A 21,515-nucleotide genomic window follows, 5' to 3' on the forward strand; every position below is an offset into this window, starting at 1 on the left:
AGGTGATGGGCACCCGGTCAGGCAGGGACGTTCTTGGGGTAAGGCTGCGGTTTGAGCCCGATGACGGTCCGCGTCCGTTCCGCTCGCGTACGGCCCACCCGGAGGATGTACCTGTGATTTCCCGGGTGTGGCAGGCGCTCGGCACCGATCTGCGCGAGACTGTGGTCCAGCCACACGGCGAGCGGCTGGCCGGCAGGCCGGGGCGGTGCGCCCAACCGTTCGAGACGGCGGGCGACACCAAGCGCCCCGGATTCCTGGCGCAGCAGCTTCGAGCGGGCTCGCGCTGTCAACGTGGTTCCGTCCGGGAGGACGGTGAGCGTGCGCGCGGTGCCTCTGCCCGTGTACACGGCGGACAACGACTGGTACACGATGCCCAGATGGCCCCGTGTTTGGATGATTTTGCCTTTCTCGGTCAGGCGCCAGCGAGGAACCGGATCGCTGAACATGACGGCGCCCTTCAGCCCGTCGGCGGCGACGCGACGCAACGCGGCGGCGGTGAAGAAGCTCTCCCCGTTGCTGGGGACGGCCTCCGTCAGGACCAGGCGGGCGATCTCGGCGCTCTCGCGCAGCGGGACCAGGTGCGGGAAGGGGTTGGTGAGCACCCGCATGTTCATGGGGACGGCGAGCACCAGGACGCCGACCAGCGGTGAGCCGTCGACGGCGATGTCGTCGTCGTGGAGCGCGGCTTCCCGGTCCAGGAGGCCAAAACGGTGCAGAACAGCAGGCCATCCGGACAGGTAATGATGCCGTTGGACGAACGCCTTCGCGTCCGCCTCATTGATCCCGGTCACCTCGTACCGGTCGGCACGGAACCCGCCCTCGGAGACATGTCTCCATGTGGGCGTGCCGTATCGCCAGCGTTGGGTGAAGCCGCGGGAGTCGCCCGTCTGCATGGCGCTCCGGTCGGCCGCGGTCGGCGTGAGAGGACCCGTCATCGCTGCCGCCGCTGGTCGTCGGCGATGTGGTCGAGCAGGTCCCGCCGCCACCACAGTGCGTGCCGCATGCAGTTGTTCTCGTGCTGGTGGGTGTCGCTGCATCCCGGCTCGTGGCGGCCTCCGTAGGACCAGGCGAGGCTGTCGGCCGAGACCACGCTCTTGTGCGCGATCCTCAGGCCCGCCTTCTTGAAGCCGAAGGCGTGGATCCGGACGCCGGCCTGCGCGAGGTCCGCCAGCAGCATCGTGGGAAGGTGCAGGCTCGGACGCCGGCAGATACTGCCCACACCGACCAGGGGTTCTTGGGTGAGGTCCACGCCCGCCTTCTCGTACATGTCGATGCACTTGAAGTAGCTGGGATAGGTCCACCCCTGGATCACGGGGATGATCGGCAGGTCGGGGGCGATCGACCTCAGCTCGACGAAGTTCGCCACGGTCAGCGCGAGATGTTCCTTGAGCGTCTTGCCCGTCTTGCGGAGGACCTCCCATTCGCACATCCAGTCCTGCTGGGCTGCTGCACGGAGTTTGCCCACCTCGTCGTGGTACCGGCGCACCGCGGCGGCGTAGTCGCGGGCTGACTGGCGCCATCCGCCGTGGAGCGACAGTTCGCTGAATCCGCCGCTGTCGAGGAACCAGCCGTGCCGGGCACGGGGCAGGGACCGCCGGCCCGAGAGACGGGCGTGGGAGACGCACAGCGGGACGTCGGCGGTCTCCAGCCATCCCGGGTGGTGAGCGCCCAGGAAGAAGTCGAAGGGCGGTGCGGTTTCTGGTGCGGTGGTGATCACGTGCGATCTTTCGGAAGGATCTGGTCGGTGGGGTCGTGGTCGGGCCACGGCGCGGGCAGCGTGGGATCGCCGTCGCGCTCGCGGGCCTTGTCCAGTGAGCCGGCGGCCCGCAGGCGGGGGGCATGCGTCTCGGCGGCCTGGTGGCCGCTGGGCCTGCGGCACGGCCGGCCCGCGGGCTCGGCGCAGCTGGGGCATCTGAGGGACAGAGGGCAGGTGTAGCCGTCGGTCAGGCCACCGCACCCGCACGGTGCCCCCAGCGGCGCCCCAGCCCGGTCGGTGAGGACGCCGCTGGCCAGGAGCGCTCGGAATTCGGCCATGAGCACGGGACGGGGCACGGGCTGGACCCGGGGGGCGGCGGGCTGGTTCACGCCGTACGGCCTCCGCTGTCGCGCCATCCTGCGGGCGTGGGCCAGGTGACGGTGATGCCCAGATTCTTCAGCAGGGGTCCCAGGTCGGGATCGGGGAGTTGGGGCAGGAGGAGGGTCTTGGTGAAAGCGTCGAGGAAGAGGCCGCTCAGGTCGAGGAGCTCGCCGATGGCCTCGTGGATCGCCGAGCGCTCGGCGGTGCCCCGGCCGACGATGAGCCGACGCGTCGTGAGGTCGAGGAGGTCGACGGCCAGTGGATGCGGCTCGGCGGGCAACTCCAGTTGACAGCGCATCAGTTCGTGCCCGAGGGCGGCGAAGTGATCGTGGAAGAGGTGCAGCAGCCGCTCCGCCTCGGCGTCCTGTGGCGCGCCCTTGAAGCCGGGGTGGGGGCGGAAGGGGCGGGTGAAGGGAACGGGGACGGACCGTGTGTGCCGCGCGAGCGGCCCGATCCGCGGGTCGTGGGTGGCCTTGGGCGAAGCGAGGGTGGCGAGCATGGAGAGCCAATCGAGGCGTGGTGGACCGGTCCGTTGCCGGATCAGGGTCAGGCGCCGGGCCGGTACGCGGGGAGGGGACCGGTTGCACAGAAGATCGTGTGCGGGGTGCGCGGGCACCGCAGAGGGGGGTGCCTCTATGTTCTTCGTCAAGGCGGTGCTGCCGCATTTGTGCTGTGTGTCTTGGTTATGCGGCGAGGGTGATGGTGGGGGTTCGGGATTCGTAGAAGGTGCCGTCTCGGAGCATGGCGAACAGGACGCTGGTGCGTTGGCGGGCGAGGCGGAGGAGGGCCTGGGTGTGGGTTTTGCCGCGGGCGCGTTGCTTGTCGTAGTAGGCGCGGGAGGCGGGATCGGCGTTCATGCAGGCGAAGGCGGAGAGGAACATGGCGCGTTTGAGCTGCCGGTTTCCGCCTCGGGGTGCGTGCTCGCCGTGGATCGATGTGCCGGAGGATTTCGTGGTGGGGGCGAGGCCGGCGTAGGAAGCGAGGTGGGCGGCGGTGGGGAAGTTGGTGCCGTCGCCGACGGTGACCAGCAGGACTGCGGCGGTCCTGACTCCGACGCCGGGCATCGACGTCAGGACCGGGGAAAGAGGGTGAGCCTCCAAAAGGGTGTTGATCTGGGCTTCCAGGGCCCGGCGCTGTTCCTGGACGGCCGCGAGCGAGCGGGCCAGGGAGGGCACAACGATGTCGAGGGTGCCGGTCCCTGGCACGACGACGGTCTGCTCGTCGAGTGCGTCGAAGACGTCGTCGATCAGCCGGGTGGCCATGCGTGGGGCCTTGGGCCGGATGAGTTCGACGAGGCGGCGGCGTCCGGCCTTTCGCAGTGCGGCCGGGGATCCGTGGCGTTCGAGCAGCCAGGTGACGGCCTGGTGGTCCAGGCGTGGTCCCAGGACGCGTTCGAGGCTGGGGTGGAACTGGGTGAGCAGGCCGCGTATCCGGTTGGATGTGCGGGTGGCCTCGGCGGCGAGGTCCTGATCGAAGCCCACCAGGACGGTCAGTTCGGCGGTGATCTCGTCGGTCAGTTCCAGAGAGCGCAGGGTGTGCGGCAGGGTGCGGGCCGCGTCCGCGATCACCGCCGCGTCACGCGCGTCGGTCTTCGCCTCGCCCGGATACAGGTCGGCGATCCGGCGCATCGCCAGGCCGGGCAGGTAGGCGACCTGGCAGCCCGCGTCCCGGGCCACGGCCAGCGGGAGAGCGCCGATGGAGGCGGGCTGGTCCACGATCACCAGAACGGTGCCGAACTTCGCGGTCAGTTTCTCGAACACGGCCCGCAGCTTCGGCTCGCTGTTGGGCAGCTGCTTGTCGAAGACCTTCTTCCCGGCCGGGGTGAGTCCATGGCCGTGGTGAGCACTCTTACCGACGTCCAGGCCGAGGAACACGCCCACGTCTTCGGTGTCGAACATCGCACCTCTCCATACGAGTTGACGGCGCCGGCCTCGGCAGTGGTGTCGTACGCGCGCATCCACGTTATGCAGACCTGCTGCCCGCGAGCTGTCCGGCATTGCGCCGGACCGGGCAGCGGCCGGACCTCTCATCAGCGTCTCCGACGGCACCTCCCGGGCCCGGTGACACCACCCCCCAGGTCATCCGTTCGACAGGGGGACACAGTCATGCCGGGCCCGGAGGCCAGCGGCCCTCTTGCAGGACCGCGAAAAACATAACGGGGGCTCCCGGAGGCCGGGTGTCGGAGAATCCGGAGAAGGCGGTAAGGGCCGTTGTCGACCAGTGCACGCGGGAGTGGTCAGCCGGGGGTGCGCGCTGGGTTCGTGGGGCCCAGTGCACCCTTACCGCATTAAATTCAATTGCGCAATCCTACTAGCGGGTTTCGGTGACGGCCTTGCCGAGAGCCGTCCGGTACGGAATTCCGTCACCAGGGCTCGGTTCGCCCAGTTCGTCGCGGAACTCGACGAGCAGCAGACGGGCCAGCGCGTGGGCGGTGGGCCACGGCACGGTCCGTGCCATTCGGCCGTCGGATTCAACTCCCTCGTCCAGGGCCGTGAGCTGCCCCTCTGTGAGAGCGGCTCGCCGCCCTTCGAGGGTGATGATGCTCGGCTGGGCCGACGCTCCGGAGGAGGTCAGGTCCGTAAGGGCTTCCTTGCCCTCACGAACGAAGCCGTCGCTGTCGTTGCGGTATGCGTACTTCTCCTCAAGGAAGAGGTTCAGCAGCTTCCTGCTGACGTTCGTCGGCAAGTGGCCGTCCGGGTGGACGGACGCCTTCCGCAGATGGGCGATGGCGGTATCGGAGAGCGAGGGGGTTCGCATGGGTGACTCCAACTCGGTTCTGGAACAGGGAACGGCTGTCAGCGGATGGCGAGCCGTTGGACGTAGTGGCGGCCGATACTGCCGTAAGGAATCTCCACCCCGGCACGCTGTATCTGCCTCAACAGCCCCCCGAGGGTCCGCTTTCGGGAGTCCGCGTGCTTGCCGAGGTGCGGCCGGGTCACGCGCTTGGGCAGTCGGTCGAGGGGCCAGTCGAACACCAGGCGAGAGGGGAAGCGCGACTCTCCTTGGCGGTAGGGGCCCTCCGCCCGTCGGCCGTGTGTGTCGAAGATTCCCCTGGTGTCGACGCGGAAGTACTGCCCGTCGGGGTACAGGCCGGCGAGGACGGCGCAGAACGCTTCGAGGGCGGTGTCGGCCTTGTCCTTCAGCGCCTGTCGGGCTGCATCCATCTCCGTGATGGCATCGGCGGTTTCCATGAGGCTCCGGGGTTCGTGGTCCAGCGAACTGCGAGGTGCGGGCGACGGTTGGACAGCGCCCGCACCAACGACTCCAACCCTACACATGTAACCACAATTAAGCAATTAGCTGTAGTGGTCGGCGAGGATGCCCGCAGCGAGTGCCCGCGGGTCCTCGCCGAACGACAGCAGGGCCTGCCCGTCCGCTGACTCCACGATGGCCAGACTGTTCCCGCGCTTGCCGGCGGTCCGCTCGATGGCTCTTCGCACCAGGGTCTCGTTGGCGAGCAGGAGGCGCCCCGGGCCGCCGGGGGCCGATGCAAGGGCCGCCAGGGACATGGTCCCGGGCCCCGTGTGCCCTTGGGCTCGGGCGTAGTCGAGACAGGCGTAGGCCATGATGGCCGCCGGGGCACCGTCGGGGCGGATGCGCTGCAGGTGGATCTGCCGGCCCCGCACGGCCGCCGCGCGGTATGCCGAGACGGCCTCGACGGCCTCGACGTCGTCGAACGTAAGGATGTTCAGTTCCCGGAATGGACTGGACAGGAGTTCCTCCACGCTCACCCGTGGGGCCCGTTCGGTCGGAATGGGCGGGGCGTACATGGCAAGTAGCGCGGTCAGGTCCCGGTCCAGGGTGTTGTCGCTGGGCGCCTTCCAACCGGTTTGCTCTGCTGCCCGCCGCACGGAGGTCCGCAGCTCGGCCCGGCTGACGCGGCTCAGCCCCCAGTTCGCGAACAGGTGCCAGAACGTGGGCACGCGGCAGGGACGGGCGCTCAGCAGCCACCAGTGCAGAAGCCAGAGGGTCCCCGGCTCTTCAATCCAGGTGTCGGCGCCGTCCTCGTCGAGCAGCCACCGGCCGCGCGCGGTGGTCATGTATCCGGAGCCGCGGCCTTCGTCCTCGGGCTCGATGAGGCCGAACGCCAGCGCCCAGAACCGCATCGCGGGCACCATCGAGGACCCCACGGCGAGCAGCACCGTCGCGTCGGGACGCGAGAAGACGTGGGGGTCCTGCCGGACAGCGGCGTGAACCTTGGGCAACCAACCCCATCGCGGCGGATAGGAGCCGTGCCGGGCGAAGTGCGGCAGACAGGTCTCCAGCGGACGCCTCTCGGCCGTCATGCGCTCTCCGCCTGTGCCGGGGCGAGGTCGGGGCCGCGGCCGGGTTCCCAGGACAGATGAACGACCACCGGGCGCTCACCGGGCTCATACGCGAAGTGCCACCTCAGCCCGCCCGCGTCCGTCGCCCGGCACCGTCCTGCACGGTGCGACGGGTGCACGGGCTGCGCCTGCTGGCTCCGGGCGTACGCGGCTTCGACGACACTCTGGCCCGTCGATCGCGTGAACTCGATACCGAGAACGTCCCGGGCGAAGCGGCGCAGCACCAGCTTCGTGAAGCGCACCGGCAGGTCGTCCTGCAGCGCGCGAACCCAGCCCTTCTCCCGGCTACGGCTCCGGCTGGGTACAGCGGCTTGTACCTGGGCGTACGTCCTTTCGCGGTGCGGGGTGCTGTAACTGATGACGCGGGCGGCGTCGGCGGAGAGCAGGAGGACGAACGCCTCCGGGGCCAGCAGCCGCCAGGTGCCGTTCTCGAAGCGCTGGTGCTCGCCGGCGGTGATGAGGTTCTCCAGCAGCGAACGGATCTCGGCTTCCGCCGTGGGGGCGTCGCTCCCGTGCTTTGCACGGTACTGCTCGATTGCAGAGCGGGTGATGTGCAGTTGCGGGTCGTGCGCTTCATCCGGGTCCAGCGGCAGCGGCTCGGTGTGGGCAATGATCGGCGCGACCGGCCGCCGCGTACGAGGTCCCTGCTGCTGGCCGGAGGTCGTCTTTGCGCGATGCGGGCGGTGGAATCCTGCGCACGTCCCGCACCACTGGTCGTTCCGATCAGTCGGACGGCGGCATTGGCTGCCGTCGCGCTCGTAGCGTGTGCAGTGGCCGCGTCTGGGGGCGAGGGCGGCCGGGGATGGAGTGGTCAGTCGGATGTGCATGGGTGGTCCTTGCGAGGCGTGGACGGTCGAGGTGGAGGGGGAGTCGCCCGCCCGGCATGGGCCGGGCGGGCGACGTCTATCCAGCGAGGCGGACGTTGAGGCTGAACACCAGGTAGTCGGGGGGAAGCCCGTCGAGGTAGCTGTTCGCCAGGGCCAGGTAGCGTGCGCTGCCGGTCCCGGCGTCGTCGTCGGCGTTGAGGAAGGCCGGATTGATGTGGAGGACGCCGTCATCCGTCAGCAGCAGATCCCCGGGAACGGCGCGCTGTCGGGCGCGTTCGACGAACGCCTCCTGGTCCAGCGTGACCAGAGCATCCGTTACGTCGTGGCGGCCCTGCGCGGGGGGCGCGCCAAGGTCGGCGAGGACCTGGAGCTGGGGTTGGGCGTGAAACTCCTGCCGCGCCCGGTAGGGATTCTCGGGATGGCGGTGCCGGAAGACGCTGAGGGGGTGGGCGGCGGGCATGGTCGCCGTGGCCGATTCCCACGCGCTGTAGAGCCGGGAGGCCTGCCCGGCGCGCTCGGCGCGCATCGTGTCGAAGTCCAGGAGGTCCCTGCGGCTGCCGCTGCACCTGAGGGGAGAGACCTGGCGCGCGCGTGGGCTCTGGACAAGGGCACCGGGGCCGGGCTTCGCATCCGGTCGGGTGACGAAATGGGAGTCGTACCGCTCGAAAGCGCTCCAGGTGTAGATGTCGTCGGGGTACGGCTCAACGGCGTCGTCGATCGCCTCCGCCCACTGCTGCGGGTCGTCGAGAGGCGGAAGGCAGACGAGAGTGTGACGGGAAGTCATGTGGTCCTACGTGGGTGAAGGAGACGGGCCTGGTCCGCGCTGCTGCGGCGGTCCCGTCCGTGGGGCTGGGCTGTGAGGGGTCGGGGGGAAGGAGCGGCGTGCCGAGGTGAAGGCAGCAGCCGCTCGGGGTGTGACGGCGTCAGTGCGGATGGCCTTCCGTTTCCGTCCCGGGCTGGCTACGCAACTGGGCCAGTTCCTGCTTGAGCTCGTAGTTTTCCGCGCTCTGCTTTTCGAACGCCTCAGCCAGCCGGTTGCGGCCGTCCTGGGCGCGCCTCCAGGCGCGGAAGACCATGCGGTACTTGGTACTGCTGACCATGAGCATCTTGGGTGGAGGCGTCCCTTCGTCGGAAGGATCGCGGTTCGGGTCATCTTTCATCGGGACTCTCTTCCGGCTGGTTCGTACACGCACGCGGCTGCTCCTGCGGAGTGGACTGCCCGGGGTGGGGCCGGGCAGGAGCACGGCCCCACGGACTACTCAGGGAGCTGGAGGTAGAGCTCCTCGCCGGGCAGGAGGCCGCCAAGGGCGTTGCCAGTGGGGATCCGGAGGATGCCGTCTGCCTCCTGCGCGAGGGGCGCGGGCACCGTCAGCTTCTCCTGCCACTCCCGGCCGCTCCGGGCCGCGAGGGGCAGATACAGCGAGTCCACGCTGTATCGGACCGGACGCGGCTGGGCGCGCGTCGGCGTGAACGTAGCTGCGCGGATGACGAGTTGCCTGGTGCGTGCGTCTTCCCTCGCCAGAACCTCGTCAATGACGGGTGCGAGAAGCCGGGCGAGCCGCGTGAGGTTCCGACGGGTGAGCCGCTGGTGGGCTGCATCGAGAACTCCATAGAGGGCGCTGTCGTCCCCGAGGCTCTTGATCTGGTCGATGATGGAGCGGGCTTCGGCGGAGTGGGGCTGGGCGGTCATCGGGGGCCTTCCTGGGCTCACGAACGTGCTCGGTGGCAGTGCTGCACGTTCGGGTGACGTGTGGAGGGCTGCACCCCCGAACACACCCCTCACGCTACGCGAATAAATCGAATTAAGCAATACTGTTAGGGGGGTTCCTCCGAACCTCATCGCGGCGGGCCGTCGCGCTGTCACGCTCGCGCTGTGCCTGCGCCAGTCCGCTGTCGCCGGCCAGCGCATCGGCGCAGGCGATCAGCACATCCGGTCCCAGCCGCCACAGAAGAGCGTTGGCACCCAGAACGGCCGCTGCGAGCGGATCGACCTCGGCGGCGATCCACCGGTACACCGCGGGGTCCCGGCTCGTGTCGTGCAGCAGGCGGGCCTGCGCCCGCCAGATGGCGCCCGACCCGGCCGCTGGTTCGCCGAGCACCGTGCCAGGCGCGAGATCGTCGGTGAAGTACTCGACCATATGGTCCGTGACGACATCGGGCGTGTGAAAGGCCCCGCGACGGCTCTTCTCCCCCCGGCTGTTCAGCTGCTGCATCAGCCGGCCCAGCAGGTCGGTCGCCAGGTAGCGCCTGGGGTCGGCTCCGAACTCGAGGATGCCGCCCCTGAACAGGTGATGCGTCAGCTCGGTCACGGCTTCGGCGGTCTGCGGCGAAGGATCGGCAAGCCACCGCCACAGCAGTTGTGCCCGCTCAACCAGATACGGCCGGCCCAGCCACAGGTGTCCCCACAGGTGCCGGAGCACAACCATCAGGTCGGAGGGCTCCAACACGGCGACATCATGGCCGAATTCGGGACTCGCGGGGTCGGCGAGCGGCAGCAGCGCCAGCGTCGCCGTGGTTCCCAGGGGGACCTCCAGCGACGAGCCGGACGGCCACAGCGCCGTAACGGAACTGATCAGACGCTGCGCCTGATCCTGCGGTTCGGGCAGAAAGGCCCTTCGGGCATGCGCCGAGGGAAGCCAGGTCGGATCCCTTGGACGCGTTCCCTCGGAGAGGCCGGACCTCTTGGGGGCGCCGCTCACGCTGCGAGGTCCGCAGTGAGCGCATTGAGCATCCGGGAGGCGCTCCGCGTGGCCAGGGCGAAGGCGGTGGCATGCCGGATCGTGTCGCGGTGGGCGAACATCGCGCGCTGGTGGGCGTAGGCCTCCCGGCTCAGGTCACCCTCGGCCAGAGTGTCGCCCACCACCACTACCGCTTTCGGGCCCAGATCCCAGACGACAGTGTTGACGGCGGCGCCTGCGGCTGCGATCGGGTTGAGCTCCTGCATGACCCACCTGTGCTCGTGCGGGTTGAGTCCTCGATCGCGCATGTCCTGCACCGCGGAGCGGAACATGCCGCCGGTGCCGGCCGTCGGTTCGTTGAACGAGTGCCCACCGCTCTTGACGGCGTGCGGGTTCTCCGTGGCGTCCATGAGCATCCTGGCCATCAGATCTGTGATCTCCGGAGGGGTGTGGTACTCGCCCAGGCCCTTGCGGGAACTGTGATGGCGCACGTTCGTGATGGTCCACGACATGAGGTCAATGTCGGTGCGGAAGCGCGGGTCACTGTCGCCGGTGTAGTGCAGTACGCCCGCCCGCAGCGCGGCCCGGGTGACGGCGGCGACGCCGCGTAGCTCCTGCTCGTCGAGGTCTTCCTCCGTCCAGCGGAAGATCGGTGCGGCAACGTCCATGAGATCGGGCCTCAGCATCCAGGTCGCGGCGTACACGTCGGCGTAGCCCTTGACGAGGACTCGCGGGGGCTGGGCCGCGATGTAGCTGGAGAGGGAACGTGCGTGGACCGCGCCCTCGGTCTTGGTGGGCCACAGGGCCAGGGCGGCGACGACGCCCACCGGGATGTCTATGCGGCTGCTGCCGCAACTGCTGTACCAGGCGTTGGCGACTGCTTCCCCCAGGTCGGCGCCGTTGCGCCGGGCAATGGGAAAGTGCGGCCAGTTGCTGACCCCAGCGTGCCGGGCGCATCCGGGATCGCCGCATTCGGTGCTGTCGGCGTGCGAGGCCGCGGGAGCGGTTCGGCGGGCGGGGCTGAGAGCTGCCGTGAGGCGGGCGGCCAGGTCGGAATGTGCCATGAGCGAGCTGTCTTTCGTGCGGTTCTGATGGAAGGGGCGTAGCGCCCTGGGCGACGGGTGTCGCAGTGTCAGCGCGGGCCTGCGGGGATCCGCGTGGCGGGGGCGACTGTCGGCCAGACGACTGCGCCGGGCGCGACGTGCGCGCGCTCGCCGTTGAAGTGCCGTCGCGCGGCGAGTTCGGCGTCGTCGGCGCGTGCGGCCGTGGTCTCGTAGGACGACAGGCCACTGGCATAGAGAGCGTTGTAGAGCGCGTCGTAGGCGGCGGCGTTCTCGTGCGGGGTGCGGAAGACGGCGAGCAGCGTCATGCGGTGGCCGTGGTCGGCGAAGGCGATCGTCCATGCGGTGAGGCTTTCGGGCGGGTACCCGCCGGCCTGCGCCTCGTCGAGGGCCCGGATGAAGCCTGCGCGGTCCGTGGTGGTGTGCTCCTGCCAGGACAAGGACCCGTGGCCGAAGGCATACCAGCCGGCCGGGTCGGGGGCGCAGCGTTCGAGGACAGCCTGCGCACGGCCGCGGCTGAGGACTTCGACGCTCCCGTCGGTGAACCGGATCCTCGGCGCGCCCGGCGCCGCGGCCTGGGCGTCGTCGACGATGCGGAGAACGGTGTCTGCGGTGAAGCGGGGAAGGATCATTCCGTCGTGCCGGTAGCCGAGAACTTCAGCTGGGTACGGTCCGAGATCCTCAAGTGCGACCGACGAGGGGAACCACTCGTCCCGGCGGCCGGAGGGCTGGGAATTCATGCTGTGTCTCAATATCGAGGTTGCGCGGGTTGAAGCGCGGCGATGTGCGGACTTCGGTCGTTGGCGCGGGTTGTGCGGATCTTGGGCACCACCTCGAACCGTTACGTGACTCTACATGCCAAGTTCCAATTAAGCAATTAGTTGACGTTGCCGATCCACAGGACCCGGAATGCCGCCTTGAACTGGCGGTGGCGAGCCGGCGCGTCGGGCAGCGCCCGCAGCAGACGGGCCCGGAAGGTCGGGCCGTGGGAGCGGCCCCCCGGCCGCGTGCCGTGTACCAGCTCGTGCACCAGGGCGTACTCCAGGAGGGCGGGGGGAAGCTGGAAGACCGCCCAGTGCAGCGTCAGCTGATGAGTTCGCTCTGCGTAGCCGCCCCCGTAGCGGCTGCCGACATCGCACACGGCGAGCGCCGGCAGCTGGCGGCGGGTGCGGAGTCGAGACCAGTGTGCCGGTGCCGCAGCCTGCAGCCAGTCGAGGCCGGCCCGGCAATACCAGTCGATGACCGGCTGCGCGCCCAAGCGTGTGATGTCGCCGCGATAGGCGACGAGCAGATCGGCCCCCTCGGCCTGTGGCCGCAGATGCACTTCTACGGGAGTGTCGACCAGACGCAGACGCATGGCGTTGCCCAGCCAGGTCAGCTTGCAGCCGTCGGTCAGGTGCTTGGTGGGGTGCAGCGGTGCGCGCTCGGCCAGCCGCCGGGCGTTGCTTTCCAGTCGGGATGCGTTCTGCCGGACGAACCGCACGATCTCGAAGGCCGTCGATGTCGGCAGGATGCGGACAACGTGCCGGCCGTCCAGCAGTGTCGTCAAGGCGTGCCGGGTCCGCCGGTGCGACATGACGACGTCGAAGCTGCCGGGGGCGAGGGTGCCGTCGGCCTCCAGGGCGACGGCGATCTCATGAATGAGGGCAGTGGCCTCGGCGCCGTTCGGGGCGGTGGTCGGTGTCATGGAAGGGGTCTCCTGTTGGGGGTGTTGCGGAGGCTGGTGTCGGCCGGCGCCGGCGGCCTGCGGATGAAGGGCCGGGCAACACGCGCGGCCCCGGCGGGGAAACTCTTCGCCGGGGCCGTGCAGGTGAGGGGTGCCGAGGTGGGTGCTGGGAGTCGAGAGTTACGAATCCGTCGCGGACGATGTCCATGGCGGGATGAGGGCGTGCTCCTTCGTGCGGTTCCGGTCGCCTGCAATGAGGCGTCCGGCATGGTGCGACCGTACGGGGGAAGCTACACGCATAAATCCAATTAAGCAATCCCCATATCTGTGTTCCTCTTGGCTGTGTCGAGCACATATCCGTGGGCCGCCTTGGTGTCCTGCGGGTTGCCCAGCGCGGTGGCCAACGCCTTCACGAGTGCGCGGAGCTGGTAGCTGAGGCTGTCACGGGTGATCCAGTCTCCGGCCGCGTCCCGCCGCTCTCGCAGTGCGGTGACCTGCACGGCCAGGTCCTGAGCGATGCACGCGCACGCGGCCTTGCACAGTGCGTCCACTTCTGCGGCGGCCTGCGCTTCTGAGAGGCCGGCGTCGGCGAGTTTGACGATCACGTCGCGGCGCTGGCTGGTCAGATCGGGCGTGGGTTGCTGCTCGCGGCGTCGGGTGCTGATGGTCATCGTTCGGGGCCTTATCAGTAGGGCGGCGGAGTCCGTTCAGGTCTCCGCCGCCAGGGCATGGTGGGGCAGTTCAGAGGCGGAGGGTCAGAGGACCGGGATGACCACCCCTTGCGCGTCTTCGCCGAAGGCGGCCGCGTTGACCAGCGTGGGGGCAACCCACCGGACCTTTCGCCAGGCCTTGCGCGGCCCGTGAAGGAAGGTGTGCGGATGCCCGCGCCGGATGTGGGGCAGCACAGAGCCGCCGAGCGCGATGGTGTGCTCACGCAGCCGCTGGACCTTCCGGTTGAACGCCGAGATGGCGGGCCCCATCCGCCAACCCACCTGGTAGACCGTCGTGCGACGGTTGCTCATGCGGTGCCCGGAATTCGGCGTCGCGGACGCCGTCGGCGTCACATCAGGCCGGTCGCTGCACAGGTAGAGCATGTGCGAGATGGCAAGCACCGCCAGGCGCCGCACGTAGTCGAGCGTGGCTGCGGCTGCGGAGCGGGGTCCGCCTTCGGCCAGTTCGGTCATGCTCACGCTGTCGTCGACCATCTTGCGTGCCGTCGTTGTCCCTGCGGCCGCGCTGGCGAACAGCAGTACCGAACCGAGCTGGCCGTGCGCGGGGCGCACCAGTGCGCTCACCAGGTACAGGGGATTGTCGTCCGTGATCTCGGTCGTGCTGCACACCCCGCGCACAGCCGGGCGGCCAACCACGATGAAACCCAGAACCTCCGAGGGAGCGCCGGAACCATCGACGATCACGGCCGGTTTCCTCAGCATGAACAGCGGGTCGGGGTGCGGAAGTTGCCTCAGGACCTCACCGGGGAACTCCGTGTCGATCTCCATGTTGACCAGGCTTTCCGAGAGATCGGGATCGACGTCGTAGGCGACCTTGTGGTGACGCCACTGCCGGACAGCGGCGACCATCTCGGCGCGCCCGATCATCATCTCGTCCCGGAGGCCGCCGCGCGGGCGAGGCATGCGCGAGGTGTCGATGTCCTCGCTGAGCACCATGGGCACCAGGCCCATCAGTCCGGCCGCGCGCAGCGCGTCAGTGTGGGAGGCCTCGAGTTCTGTGGTGATCCGGTCCGCCAGTGAGGACGCAGAGCGGAGGTCGGCCCGTGTGTAGCGGTGATTCTCGCCCTCGGGTCCGTTGCCGCTGCGGGCGCGGGTCAGGAGCGGGATCAGTTCGGCCGAGGCGCGCTCATCGGTCGGCGCGAGGAGCCGTGAGGAGACGGTGGGGAGCGCGAAGGCCGTGGAAGGGGCCGGAGCGGGGCGCGAGAATATGCCTCGGCCAGGGGCGGTAACTGGGGGAATCACAGGACGACCTCGTCATGGTGGAGCGTGAAGGGCCGCTGGGACACCCAGCGACCCTTCAAAGATTACCGAAGTAATCTCGATTAAGCAATTATGCAACAGGGTCTGTTCGTGCCGCCCCGCTGGGAATGACGCTGCTCTTGAATTCGAGACATGCCGGTGTCTCGCTGCGGAGATCGGGGCCGCCGTTGCGGCGGCCCTTGCCGGCGAGCAGGCCGCACTTCATGTGCCGAGATTTGTCGGCAAGCACTTTGAGCTGAAGGTGGGCGCAGCCCCCGCAGTCCCTCCCGGCCGCGAGCGGGAGCCCGGTCGCCGGGTGGACGCCGGCGTCCAGGGCCTTGCGTATGGAGCCGCGGCCTGCCCCTCGGGGGCCTGCCTCTGGGGACCGGGACGGGACGTGTGGAGTGATGGGTGCGCTGGTCATTTCACTTCCTGGTTTCTGTTGCTGGGTGATGCCGCGGCGGCGATCGCGATGCCACATGCCGGATACGTCGTCCTGCCGGCCGGAGAGCTGATCGCGAAGACAAGGGCGGGGCCTTGGCGTCGCGGCTGTTCCGATCACGGTCTGAGCTGTTCATCCCGTGGCCGGTAAGGACTGCTGCCGTCCCCGAGTCCCCGATCGGGGTGCCCGCGTGACGGGCTGCGACACGACCTGCCGCAAGGGGCGTGTTTCTAGGCGACGTTCATAGGAGCCCCAGGGTGGGGTAGAGGGTGACCGTGAAGAGATCGACGATGCCGTCGGGCCACCTCTCCTCGCGATGTGCCTCGTCGAGGCGGACGGTCATCGTGTGGCGGAAGGGCATCTCTGGGAGCGGATCGGGGTTGAGGACCGTCCCGTGCCAGTTCTGGAGGTAGTCGACCACCCGGTCACCAGCCTGGATCTGGCCGATCAGCGCGACGTGAAGGCTGCTCTGTGCTTGGGAGTACGGAGCGAGGCGGTCGCGCATCGAGCGGTATCGACTGGTCTCGGCTTCCGAGGCCTTGCCGTACAGCACGAGGAATTCGAGTCGGCCAACTTCACTGACCTGCTGCCGGTAGGCGGGGAAGGCTGCCTTCTGGCCCTCGCGGGCCAGTAGGTCGAGCGGCATATCCCAGATCGGGCAGAGGTCCGGGGACTGGTCGGCGGTGGTGAGGATCGCTACCTGTACGGCGCCGACCTGATAGACGCGGCGTACCACGCCCCGCCGGCCGTCGAGGTCCGTCACCGTGCGGTCCAGCCAGTCAGACTCGGCGAGCGGGACGGGGACACAGTCATCGGTCACGAGCTACTCCTTGGAAGAGGCGGGAGGGGTCGTTGGGGCTGCCGGGAGGCGACGGGGCCACGCCATCAGAGGCGAGTGCGTCCCTCGTGGAACGGGGTTCCGCTCGGCTGCGATACCTGGCTACGCAAGGGCATGCGCCGCCGGCCGTGCGTGGCTTCGGAAAATCCGCTGCATGCGCGTCGGCGCCAGCGACTTCGATTGAGACTACGCGCCTAAATCCAATTAAGCAACATCGTGAAGGGATGTGAGGGCGTCCTTCAGCCGGTCCATGGCAAGTCGAGTGTGGACTGCTTCGGCGATGGCGGTCCACACCTTCCCTCGGGCCGGGTCCTCTGGGATGAACGGTTCGCCCTTCGCTCCCCGGATCGTGATCACCGTGTCGCCCTGCGGCGGGCGGACACGATGTACCAAAATCACCGTCGGGGTGCCGTGACCTGGGATGTACGCACCCGAAGTGTCGATTACCCACCGCATGTCGAACTCGGGGAGGAACTCTTCGATGAACCTGCGACCGAACTCCCTTTTCATGAAGGAGTTGGAGGTCAGCTGAGCCACGTGCCCGCCGGGAGTCGCGAGGGAGAACATGAGCTCGCAGAACGGCAGGGCCAGTGAAAACTTGCCTGCTGCCACGCGCGGGTAGGCCTTGCGGATCAGATCACGCTGCTGGGCATCGGCCACCGTGATGTAGGGCGGGTTGCTGACGACCGCGTGGTAGCGGCCTCGTTCGAGCAGCGGCTCGTTTCGGTCCAGCAGTGAGTCGGCGCAGGCCACCTGTGCAGTCCAGGTACGCGGCAGCTGGTCGATACGGCCCTGACGGATCGAGGCGCTGGTGGCTAGCAGTCGGTATCTGGCGAGCAGTGCGGCGTAGGGGTCCAGGTCGCAGCCGCTGACGGTTTGCAGGGCGCGCTCGATCGACGCTTCGCGGCCGAGGTGGGGCCCGGGCGTGCGGCCGCGGCGACGGTAGACCCGTGCGTCGTGGAAGGCCTGGAGGAGGATGTGGCCGGTGCCGCAGGCTGGGTCGGTCATGCGGACGTTTTGCGGCCCGACCTCGTCGGTCGCCGGCTCCAGCGAGAGCTCCAGGAGCAGCTTGGCGATCCACGGTGGTGTCTGGCACAAGGCTCGTGACTTGCGTGCGTCCGCGGAGAGTGCCTGGTAGGCGTCGCCGAGCGGGTAGCCGTCGACGCGGTGCGGCCCGTCGTCCAGGAGGTCTCCGGGGCCCCAGAAATCGTGTAGCTCTGCCCAGGAATCCATGGAGAGAGGTGCCGTCCACAACGGCACGATCTGCGGGTCGAGGAATCCGGCCAAGTCGGGTTGGGCAGAGGCCAGTTCCGTGAGCACACGGCGCACGGAGTCGGGTGAGTTCGGTGGTTCGGGTGCGGACACCAGGCGGTGCCGGACGCAGTGGTGTGTGACGGCGGCCGCGTGGGCCCACGAGACCGCTGCGGGGACGCCGACCTGTTCGGCGAGCCGTTGGATGAGGCGTTCGTGGGCACGGGCGGAAGGGCGGGGTGTGGTCATGAAGGTGTGCGATCCAGTGCTGAGGCGGGCATGGCCAAGTCAGAGAAGTTCGTCGAGGATGAACTTGCCGAGCCAGACCAGGAACAGGACCGTCAGCCCCAGCGCGAGCGCGAGCTCGGCGGTGCCGGTGACGATCCAGGTGATGACGGCGGCGGCCGTGCCCAGGGCCAGACCGAGGAGGAAACGCTGGGCAGAAGACATGAGGTGCTCCGAGGTGGTGGCGATGTGAGTGCTGAGTGTGCGGGTCGTTCCGTCCAGGAAGGCGACTCCGGCTCAACGTGAGACGAGCAGTGCTGTGTCGTCCTGCGAGATGGCCAGACCTTCACCGCGAAGGAGCGTGGCGCACAGAGAACGCACCCCGCCCGTGACCCAGGGGCCGAGAAGGCCAGGTGTGGTTTCGGCTGTCATGTCCGGTGACCACCATCCGACTTCGACTGCATCACGCCGCGCTTCGACCCAGACCCCGCTCCCCTCGAAGGATCGCCGATCAGCAAGGCGGACGTGCGGAGCCAGTACCGCCAGCACCTCTCGCCCGAGCCTCTCGCCGTTCTTGGCGCCCTTGCGGGCGGGCCGGTGCCTGGTGGCGCCCACGGCGTTGAGGGGGCGGAAGACGATGGGGTCGCAAGCGTGGTCGACGATCACAACCGAGCGTCCGGGGCCTGCCAAACTCCGGCCGCAGCCCACGACAACGCAGAGCTTGCGAAGGTCCCGTCCGCGAACGGTACGGCTGGCGCTGTAGGCGGATGGGCTTCCTGGGTCTGCCGCGTAGTGATCGGCCTGCGCCAGGGCCATCGCATGCGAGACGTCCCGCACGCGCTGAGCGATTTCGCCGGCTCCCAGATCGTGACCGTCGCCGTAGCGCCGCAGTGTGGCGACAGCCCGCCCAGCCGGGGACGCGGCGGATTCCTCTGGAGGCGGTGAACTGTCCCGGATGAGCCAGTCTATGACCTGGCTCGTGTACGGCGCGGCGAAGGGGGCGCCTTCGAGGAGCTCCAGGAACTCCAGTGCTTCGGCTTCGGGCGGGTGAGACTCCGTCTGCATCACGGATCTCCTTGGTGATGGGGCAGCGCCCGACAGCTTTCGTTGCCGGATAGTCCGGCTCGGAGGCTGTCGGGCGCTGCGACTTCGGCGGTTTCCATTGGCGGGTGGAAGAATCTCACCCGGAACCCAAAGCTACACGCATAGCGTCAATTAAGCAATATAGACGGTGGTCCCATCCTTGGTCAGGTCAGCTCCCAGGGGTGGCCCTGCGTGCGAAGCTGTGCGGGACGCCGACTTCCGTCAGGGCCAGGCGGATCTCCTCAACAGCTGTCAGGGAGGGCCGGCATGAGGGACTCGGAACGCGCCAGGTGCGGCACTGCGGGACGTACTGAAGTCCCGGGTCGGGCGAGGTCATCCCCAACGTCCGACCTGTGCAGCCGCCCCGACGCCGCGCCCCGGCTCGCCGCGGGCGCGCTCTACTCAGGTGCCCGCGTAGCGGACGACAGCCCAGAGGATCGGCTGGAAGCCCGAAGGCCAATTCCGCTGCACCCAAGATTTCAGCATCCAGGCCAGGGCGCCTACTAATCTTGGGTGCAGCCCGACACCTCCGCCCAAGGAGGTAATCGCGTGAGGAACTCAGAAGTCGCCCGTTAATCCTTCGCAGAGGATTCGTCTACCTCCGACATTCCCCGCGTGAGGCGCCTGCGGATCTCCCGGTAGATCGTCTCGCGGAACCACATCGGCTCGAATACCTCGGGGCGCTTTCGGTCCTTCGGGACGCGGTCCGGTTGCGCAATCTGATTTCGCAGCAAATAGGTTTGCATCGTGCTCCGCAATGCTGGCTTGCCGCTCAACGCGTTGCCGCGGATGACACCGTATTCGCCGATATCCAGCAGGTCCTTCGGATGTCCTTCAGGAAGGGGCTTTGCGAACTGAGGCTCGCCACCGGAGTATGACGCCCATACGCGGGGCCTGAATGAGCGCACCCATGCGTCCACGGCATTCGTGTCCCACTGCCCGTCCGGCCCGGGCGCGGGGAAGGCCTTCGCCACGACGTCGCCATCCGTGTTTCGCCGCGCCGCGGCCTTCGTCCACGCGCTCGCGGTGTTGTAGCTCACGCGGAACCGCTTAGCCATCTCGGCCCGAGTCTCGGTGACCAGTACGGGCGCCGCCGCAGGTGCAGCGGCGGCGGCCTTCGTCGGCTTGTCCGGCGATGAACCCTGGGCACTGGAAGCATCGGGCTCGGGCTCGGGCTTGGGCGGCCAGTACTGCGGCCGCATGGCCTGCACCCAGGAGTCGACTCGGGCGACGTCCCGCAGTCCACGGTCATCCGCAGCCGGAAAGTTGACCAGCTTGATCCAGGCGGTGGCGTCCTTGGACGTAACGCCATACCGGGCACTGATTCCCGCTTGGTCGATGCGGCTGCTTGTCATGGATGTCCTTGAAGGTAGGGGCGGGTGGTCGCAAACCTACTGGCCGGCACCCTGCGGGTCGCCGTCTGCGGCTGTCTTCTTCGCTGCAGCGCCACCGCGGCCGACAGGGCGCAGCAGGTACGGCAGGGCGGCGGCCGGCGTCCACATGGGCTCGTCGACCGCGGGCGTCCTGCCGTCATTGGGCAGCCGGTCGGCGCGCACCAGCCTGCCCTGGGAGATGTACGACCTCAGCGTCGTCAGCGCCGTCGGCTTGCGGCCAAGTTCGCGACCATCGAGCTCGGCGATCGTCTCCAGACTGAGCAGGCCCGGGTGCTTTGCGAAGTACCGCTGCAGGGACGCGCTCGGCTCCCGCAGCTCACCGTCGGCGGGCATCGCGGAATCCCTCTTCCCCCGGGAGGCCTGGCGCGGTGTCGCGAGGAACGGCAGGGCGGCGGCCGGCGTCCACATGGGCTCGTCGACCGCGGGTGTCTTGCCGTCGTTGGGCAGCCGGTCGGCGCGCGCCAGTTTGCCCTGCGAGATATAGACCTTCAGGGAAGACTCCGCCGTCGGCTGCTTGCGGCCCTGTTCCCGGCCGTCGAGCTCGGCGATCTTCTCGAGGGTGAGCAGGCCCGGGTTCTCCTCGAAGTACTGCGTCAGGAACGCGCTCGGCTCCACAGATGCAGCTTGGTCCTCTCGGGGCTGCACCGTGCGGCGCCGGCTGGCCGGCCGGCAGAAGAAGGGCAGGACACTCGCCGGCTCCCACATCCGCTCGTCGACCGCAGGTGTCTTGCCGTCCCGCGGCTTGCGGTCGGGACGTGCCAGCTTGCCCTGAGAGATGTAGATCTTGAGCGTAGTCATTGCGGTCGGCTCGCGACCGTGTTCCTTCCCGTCGAGTTCGGCGATCTTCTCGAGGGTGAGCAGGCCCGGGTTCTCCTCGAAGTACTGCGTCAGGAATGCGCTCGGCTCCCGCGGCTCGCCATCGCCCTTCTGAACCTTCCGCCGGATGCTGCGCGGGCGGGTGATGTAGGCGTATGCCGTCTCACGGAACCACATGTCCTGCTCGACCTTGGGCTGGCCCCCGTCGCCGGCACGCCGGTCGGGCCGGGCGAGGACGCCCCGGGAGATGTAGGTGCGCAGGGTCGCAACGGGCGTGGCCTCGCGGGAGAGGAAACGGCCTTCGAGCTCTCCGATCCGCTGGAGAGGCATAAGGTCCTTCGGGGCGCCGGCAGGCAGCGACAACTTGTCCTTCTGCTTGGGGTGGGCCTTGACCCAGGCCTCCGGCTTGTTCTCCCAGACCCACTCATCGACGGCCGCCTCGTCGTACAGCTGGGTCCTGCCCCATCCCTGGTCGACGGGGGACGGGAAGGCCGGCTCGTCCGGCCAGGACGCGGCGGTCGAGTAACCCACCTTGTATCGCTTTGCGATCTTCTCGAGGGTGGTCTGCTTGATGGTTGAGTTTGCGGGGATCATCATCTGCTCCAGGGCCTGCGTGGCCTGATCGTTTCCTGCAGGGCGCGGTGATGCGCCAGCGGGGTGATGCTGTTGTACGTGGCCAGCGGCCCCTTCCCCTGTGTTTCCGCGTGGGACGGAAGGACGCAGGGAGAAACCACGCTCACAACGTACAGCGATTCGTGCAATTAAGCAATTCGTGGTGCGTTTCGAGAGCGGCTCCGGCTCAGACGCGACGGCGCGCGGGCGGGCCCGGGGAGCCTGTGCTCCCCGGGCCCGCCCCAGGAGT

Annotated in this window: 24 protein-coding genes; all 24 read right to left on the reverse strand. The window is 68.6% G+C overall.

Annotated elements, in window-relative coordinates; all coding sequences use genetic code 11:
- Window positions 1-17: 17 nt before the first annotated feature.
- The gene (locus tag OG413_RS44635) at window positions 18-935 is read right to left on the reverse strand and encodes a hypothetical protein (protein ID WP_266815758.1); all 918 of its coding nucleotides are present in this window, start codon (window positions 933-935) and stop codon (window positions 18-20) included.
- Complete coding sequence (locus OG413_RS44640; protein WP_266815759.1) at window positions 932-1,717, reverse strand: hypothetical protein; 786 nt, start codon at window positions 1,715-1,717, stop codon at window positions 932-934. Before OG413_RS44640 ends, OG413_RS44635 begins: the two co-directional genes overlap by 4 nt.
- Window positions 1,714-2,085, reverse strand: a complete 372-nt coding sequence (locus OG413_RS44645; RefSeq protein WP_266815760.1) for a hypothetical protein — start codon at window positions 2,083-2,085, stop codon at window positions 1,714-1,716. The genes OG413_RS44640 and OG413_RS44645 overlap by 4 nt, the downstream gene beginning before the upstream one ends.
- Window positions 2,082-2,576 carry a hypothetical protein gene (locus OG413_RS44650; RefSeq protein WP_266815761.1) on the reverse strand — a complete coding sequence of 165 codons (495 nt, stop codon included), beginning with the start codon at window positions 2,574-2,576 and terminating at the stop codon, window positions 2,082-2,084. Before OG413_RS44650 ends, OG413_RS44645 begins: the two co-directional genes overlap by 4 nt.
- Window positions 2,577-2,760: 184 nt before the next feature.
- Window positions 2,761-3,975 (reverse strand): IS110 family transposase, encoded by a 1,215-nt coding sequence (locus OG413_RS44655; protein ID WP_266815762.1) that lies wholly within the window; start codon window positions 3,973-3,975, stop codon window positions 2,761-2,763.
- 412 nt (window positions 3,976-4,387) lie between these two features.
- Entirely contained in the window at window positions 4,388-4,834 is a 447-nt protein-coding gene (locus OG413_RS44660; protein ID WP_266815763.1) for a hypothetical protein, read from the reverse strand.
- A gap of 38 nt (window positions 4,835-4,872) precedes the next feature.
- On the reverse strand, window positions 4,873-5,241 hold the full coding sequence (locus OG413_RS44665; protein ID WP_266815764.1) for a hypothetical protein: 369 nt from the start codon (window positions 5,239-5,241) through the stop codon (window positions 4,873-4,875).
- Between the two features lie 132 nt (window positions 5,242-5,373).
- Window positions 5,374-6,363 (reverse strand): DUF4007 family protein, encoded by a 990-nt coding sequence (locus OG413_RS44670; RefSeq protein WP_266815765.1) that lies wholly within the window; start codon window positions 6,361-6,363, stop codon window positions 5,374-5,376.
- Window positions 6,360-7,229: a hypothetical protein gene (locus tag OG413_RS44675; protein ID WP_266815766.1), complete on the reverse strand. Its 870-nt coding sequence runs from the start codon at window positions 7,227-7,229 to the stop codon at window positions 6,360-6,362. Before OG413_RS44675 ends, OG413_RS44670 begins: the two co-directional genes overlap by 4 nt.
- A gap of 76 nt (window positions 7,230-7,305) precedes the next feature.
- Entirely contained in the window at window positions 7,306-8,013 is a 708-nt protein-coding gene (locus tag OG413_RS44680; protein WP_266815767.1) for a hypothetical protein, read from the reverse strand.
- A gap of 139 nt (window positions 8,014-8,152) precedes the next feature.
- Entirely contained in the window at window positions 8,153-8,389 is a 237-nt protein-coding gene (locus OG413_RS44685) for a hypothetical protein (protein WP_266815768.1), read from the reverse strand.
- A gap of 95 nt (window positions 8,390-8,484) precedes the next feature.
- Window positions 8,485-8,919, reverse strand: coding sequence for a hypothetical protein (locus OG413_RS44690; RefSeq protein ID WP_266815769.1), 435 nt, complete (start codon window positions 8,917-8,919; stop codon window positions 8,485-8,487).
- 112 nt (window positions 8,920-9,031) lie between these two features.
- Complete coding sequence (locus OG413_RS44695; protein ID WP_266815770.1) at window positions 9,032-9,928, reverse strand: N-6 DNA methylase; 897 nt, start codon at window positions 9,926-9,928, stop codon at window positions 9,032-9,034.
- The gene (locus OG413_RS44700) at window positions 9,925-10,971 is read right to left on the reverse strand and encodes an N-6 DNA methylase (RefSeq protein ID WP_266815771.1); all 1,047 of its coding nucleotides are present in this window, start codon (window positions 10,969-10,971) and stop codon (window positions 9,925-9,927) included. Before OG413_RS44700 ends, OG413_RS44695 begins: the two co-directional genes overlap by 4 nt.
- A gap of 68 nt (window positions 10,972-11,039) precedes the next feature.
- Window positions 11,040-11,708 (reverse strand): hypothetical protein, encoded by a 669-nt coding sequence (locus tag OG413_RS44705; RefSeq protein WP_266815772.1) that lies wholly within the window; start codon window positions 11,706-11,708, stop codon window positions 11,040-11,042.
- A 137-nt stretch (window positions 11,709-11,845) separates the two neighbouring features.
- The gene (locus tag OG413_RS44710) at window positions 11,846-12,655 is read right to left on the reverse strand and encodes a YgjP-like metallopeptidase domain-containing protein (protein WP_266815773.1); all 810 of its coding nucleotides are present in this window, start codon (window positions 12,653-12,655) and stop codon (window positions 11,846-11,848) included.
- A 287-nt stretch (window positions 12,656-12,942) separates the two neighbouring features.
- Window positions 12,943-13,305, reverse strand: coding sequence for a hypothetical protein (locus OG413_RS44715; RefSeq protein WP_266815774.1), 363 nt, complete (start codon window positions 13,303-13,305; stop codon window positions 12,943-12,945).
- An 84-nt stretch (window positions 13,306-13,389) separates the two neighbouring features.
- Window positions 13,390-14,607, reverse strand: a complete 1,218-nt coding sequence (locus OG413_RS44720) for a hypothetical protein (protein WP_266815775.1) — start codon at window positions 14,605-14,607, stop codon at window positions 13,390-13,392.
- 680 nt (window positions 14,608-15,287) lie between these two features.
- Window positions 15,288-15,866 (reverse strand): hypothetical protein, encoded by a 579-nt coding sequence (locus tag OG413_RS44725; protein ID WP_266815776.1) that lies wholly within the window; start codon window positions 15,864-15,866, stop codon window positions 15,288-15,290.
- 222 nt (window positions 15,867-16,088) lie between these two features.
- Window positions 16,089-17,384, reverse strand: a complete 1,296-nt coding sequence (locus OG413_RS44730) for an N-6 DNA methylase (protein WP_266815777.1) — start codon at window positions 17,382-17,384, stop codon at window positions 16,089-16,091.
- A 39-nt stretch (window positions 17,385-17,423) separates the two neighbouring features.
- Window positions 17,424-17,585: a hypothetical protein gene (locus OG413_RS44735; RefSeq protein WP_266815778.1), complete on the reverse strand. Its 162-nt coding sequence runs from the start codon at window positions 17,583-17,585 to the stop codon at window positions 17,424-17,426.
- Between the two features lie 72 nt (window positions 17,586-17,657).
- Window positions 17,658-18,428, reverse strand: a complete 771-nt coding sequence (locus OG413_RS44740; protein ID WP_266815779.1) for a hypothetical protein — start codon at window positions 18,426-18,428, stop codon at window positions 17,658-17,660.
- Between the two features lie 587 nt (window positions 18,429-19,015).
- Window positions 19,016-19,798 (reverse strand): hypothetical protein, encoded by a 783-nt coding sequence (locus OG413_RS44745; protein WP_266815780.1) that lies wholly within the window; start codon window positions 19,796-19,798, stop codon window positions 19,016-19,018.
- Window positions 19,799-19,834: 36 nt separating this feature from the next.
- Window positions 19,835-21,250, reverse strand: a complete 1,416-nt coding sequence (locus OG413_RS44750) for a hypothetical protein (protein ID WP_266815781.1) — start codon at window positions 21,248-21,250, stop codon at window positions 19,835-19,837.
- Window positions 21,251-21,515 lie beyond the last annotated feature (265 nt).

The organism is Streptomyces sp. NBC_01433 (genome assembly GCF_026340105.1).
Classification (GTDB): domain Bacteria; phylum Actinomycetota; class Actinomycetes; order Streptomycetales; family Streptomycetaceae; genus Streptomyces.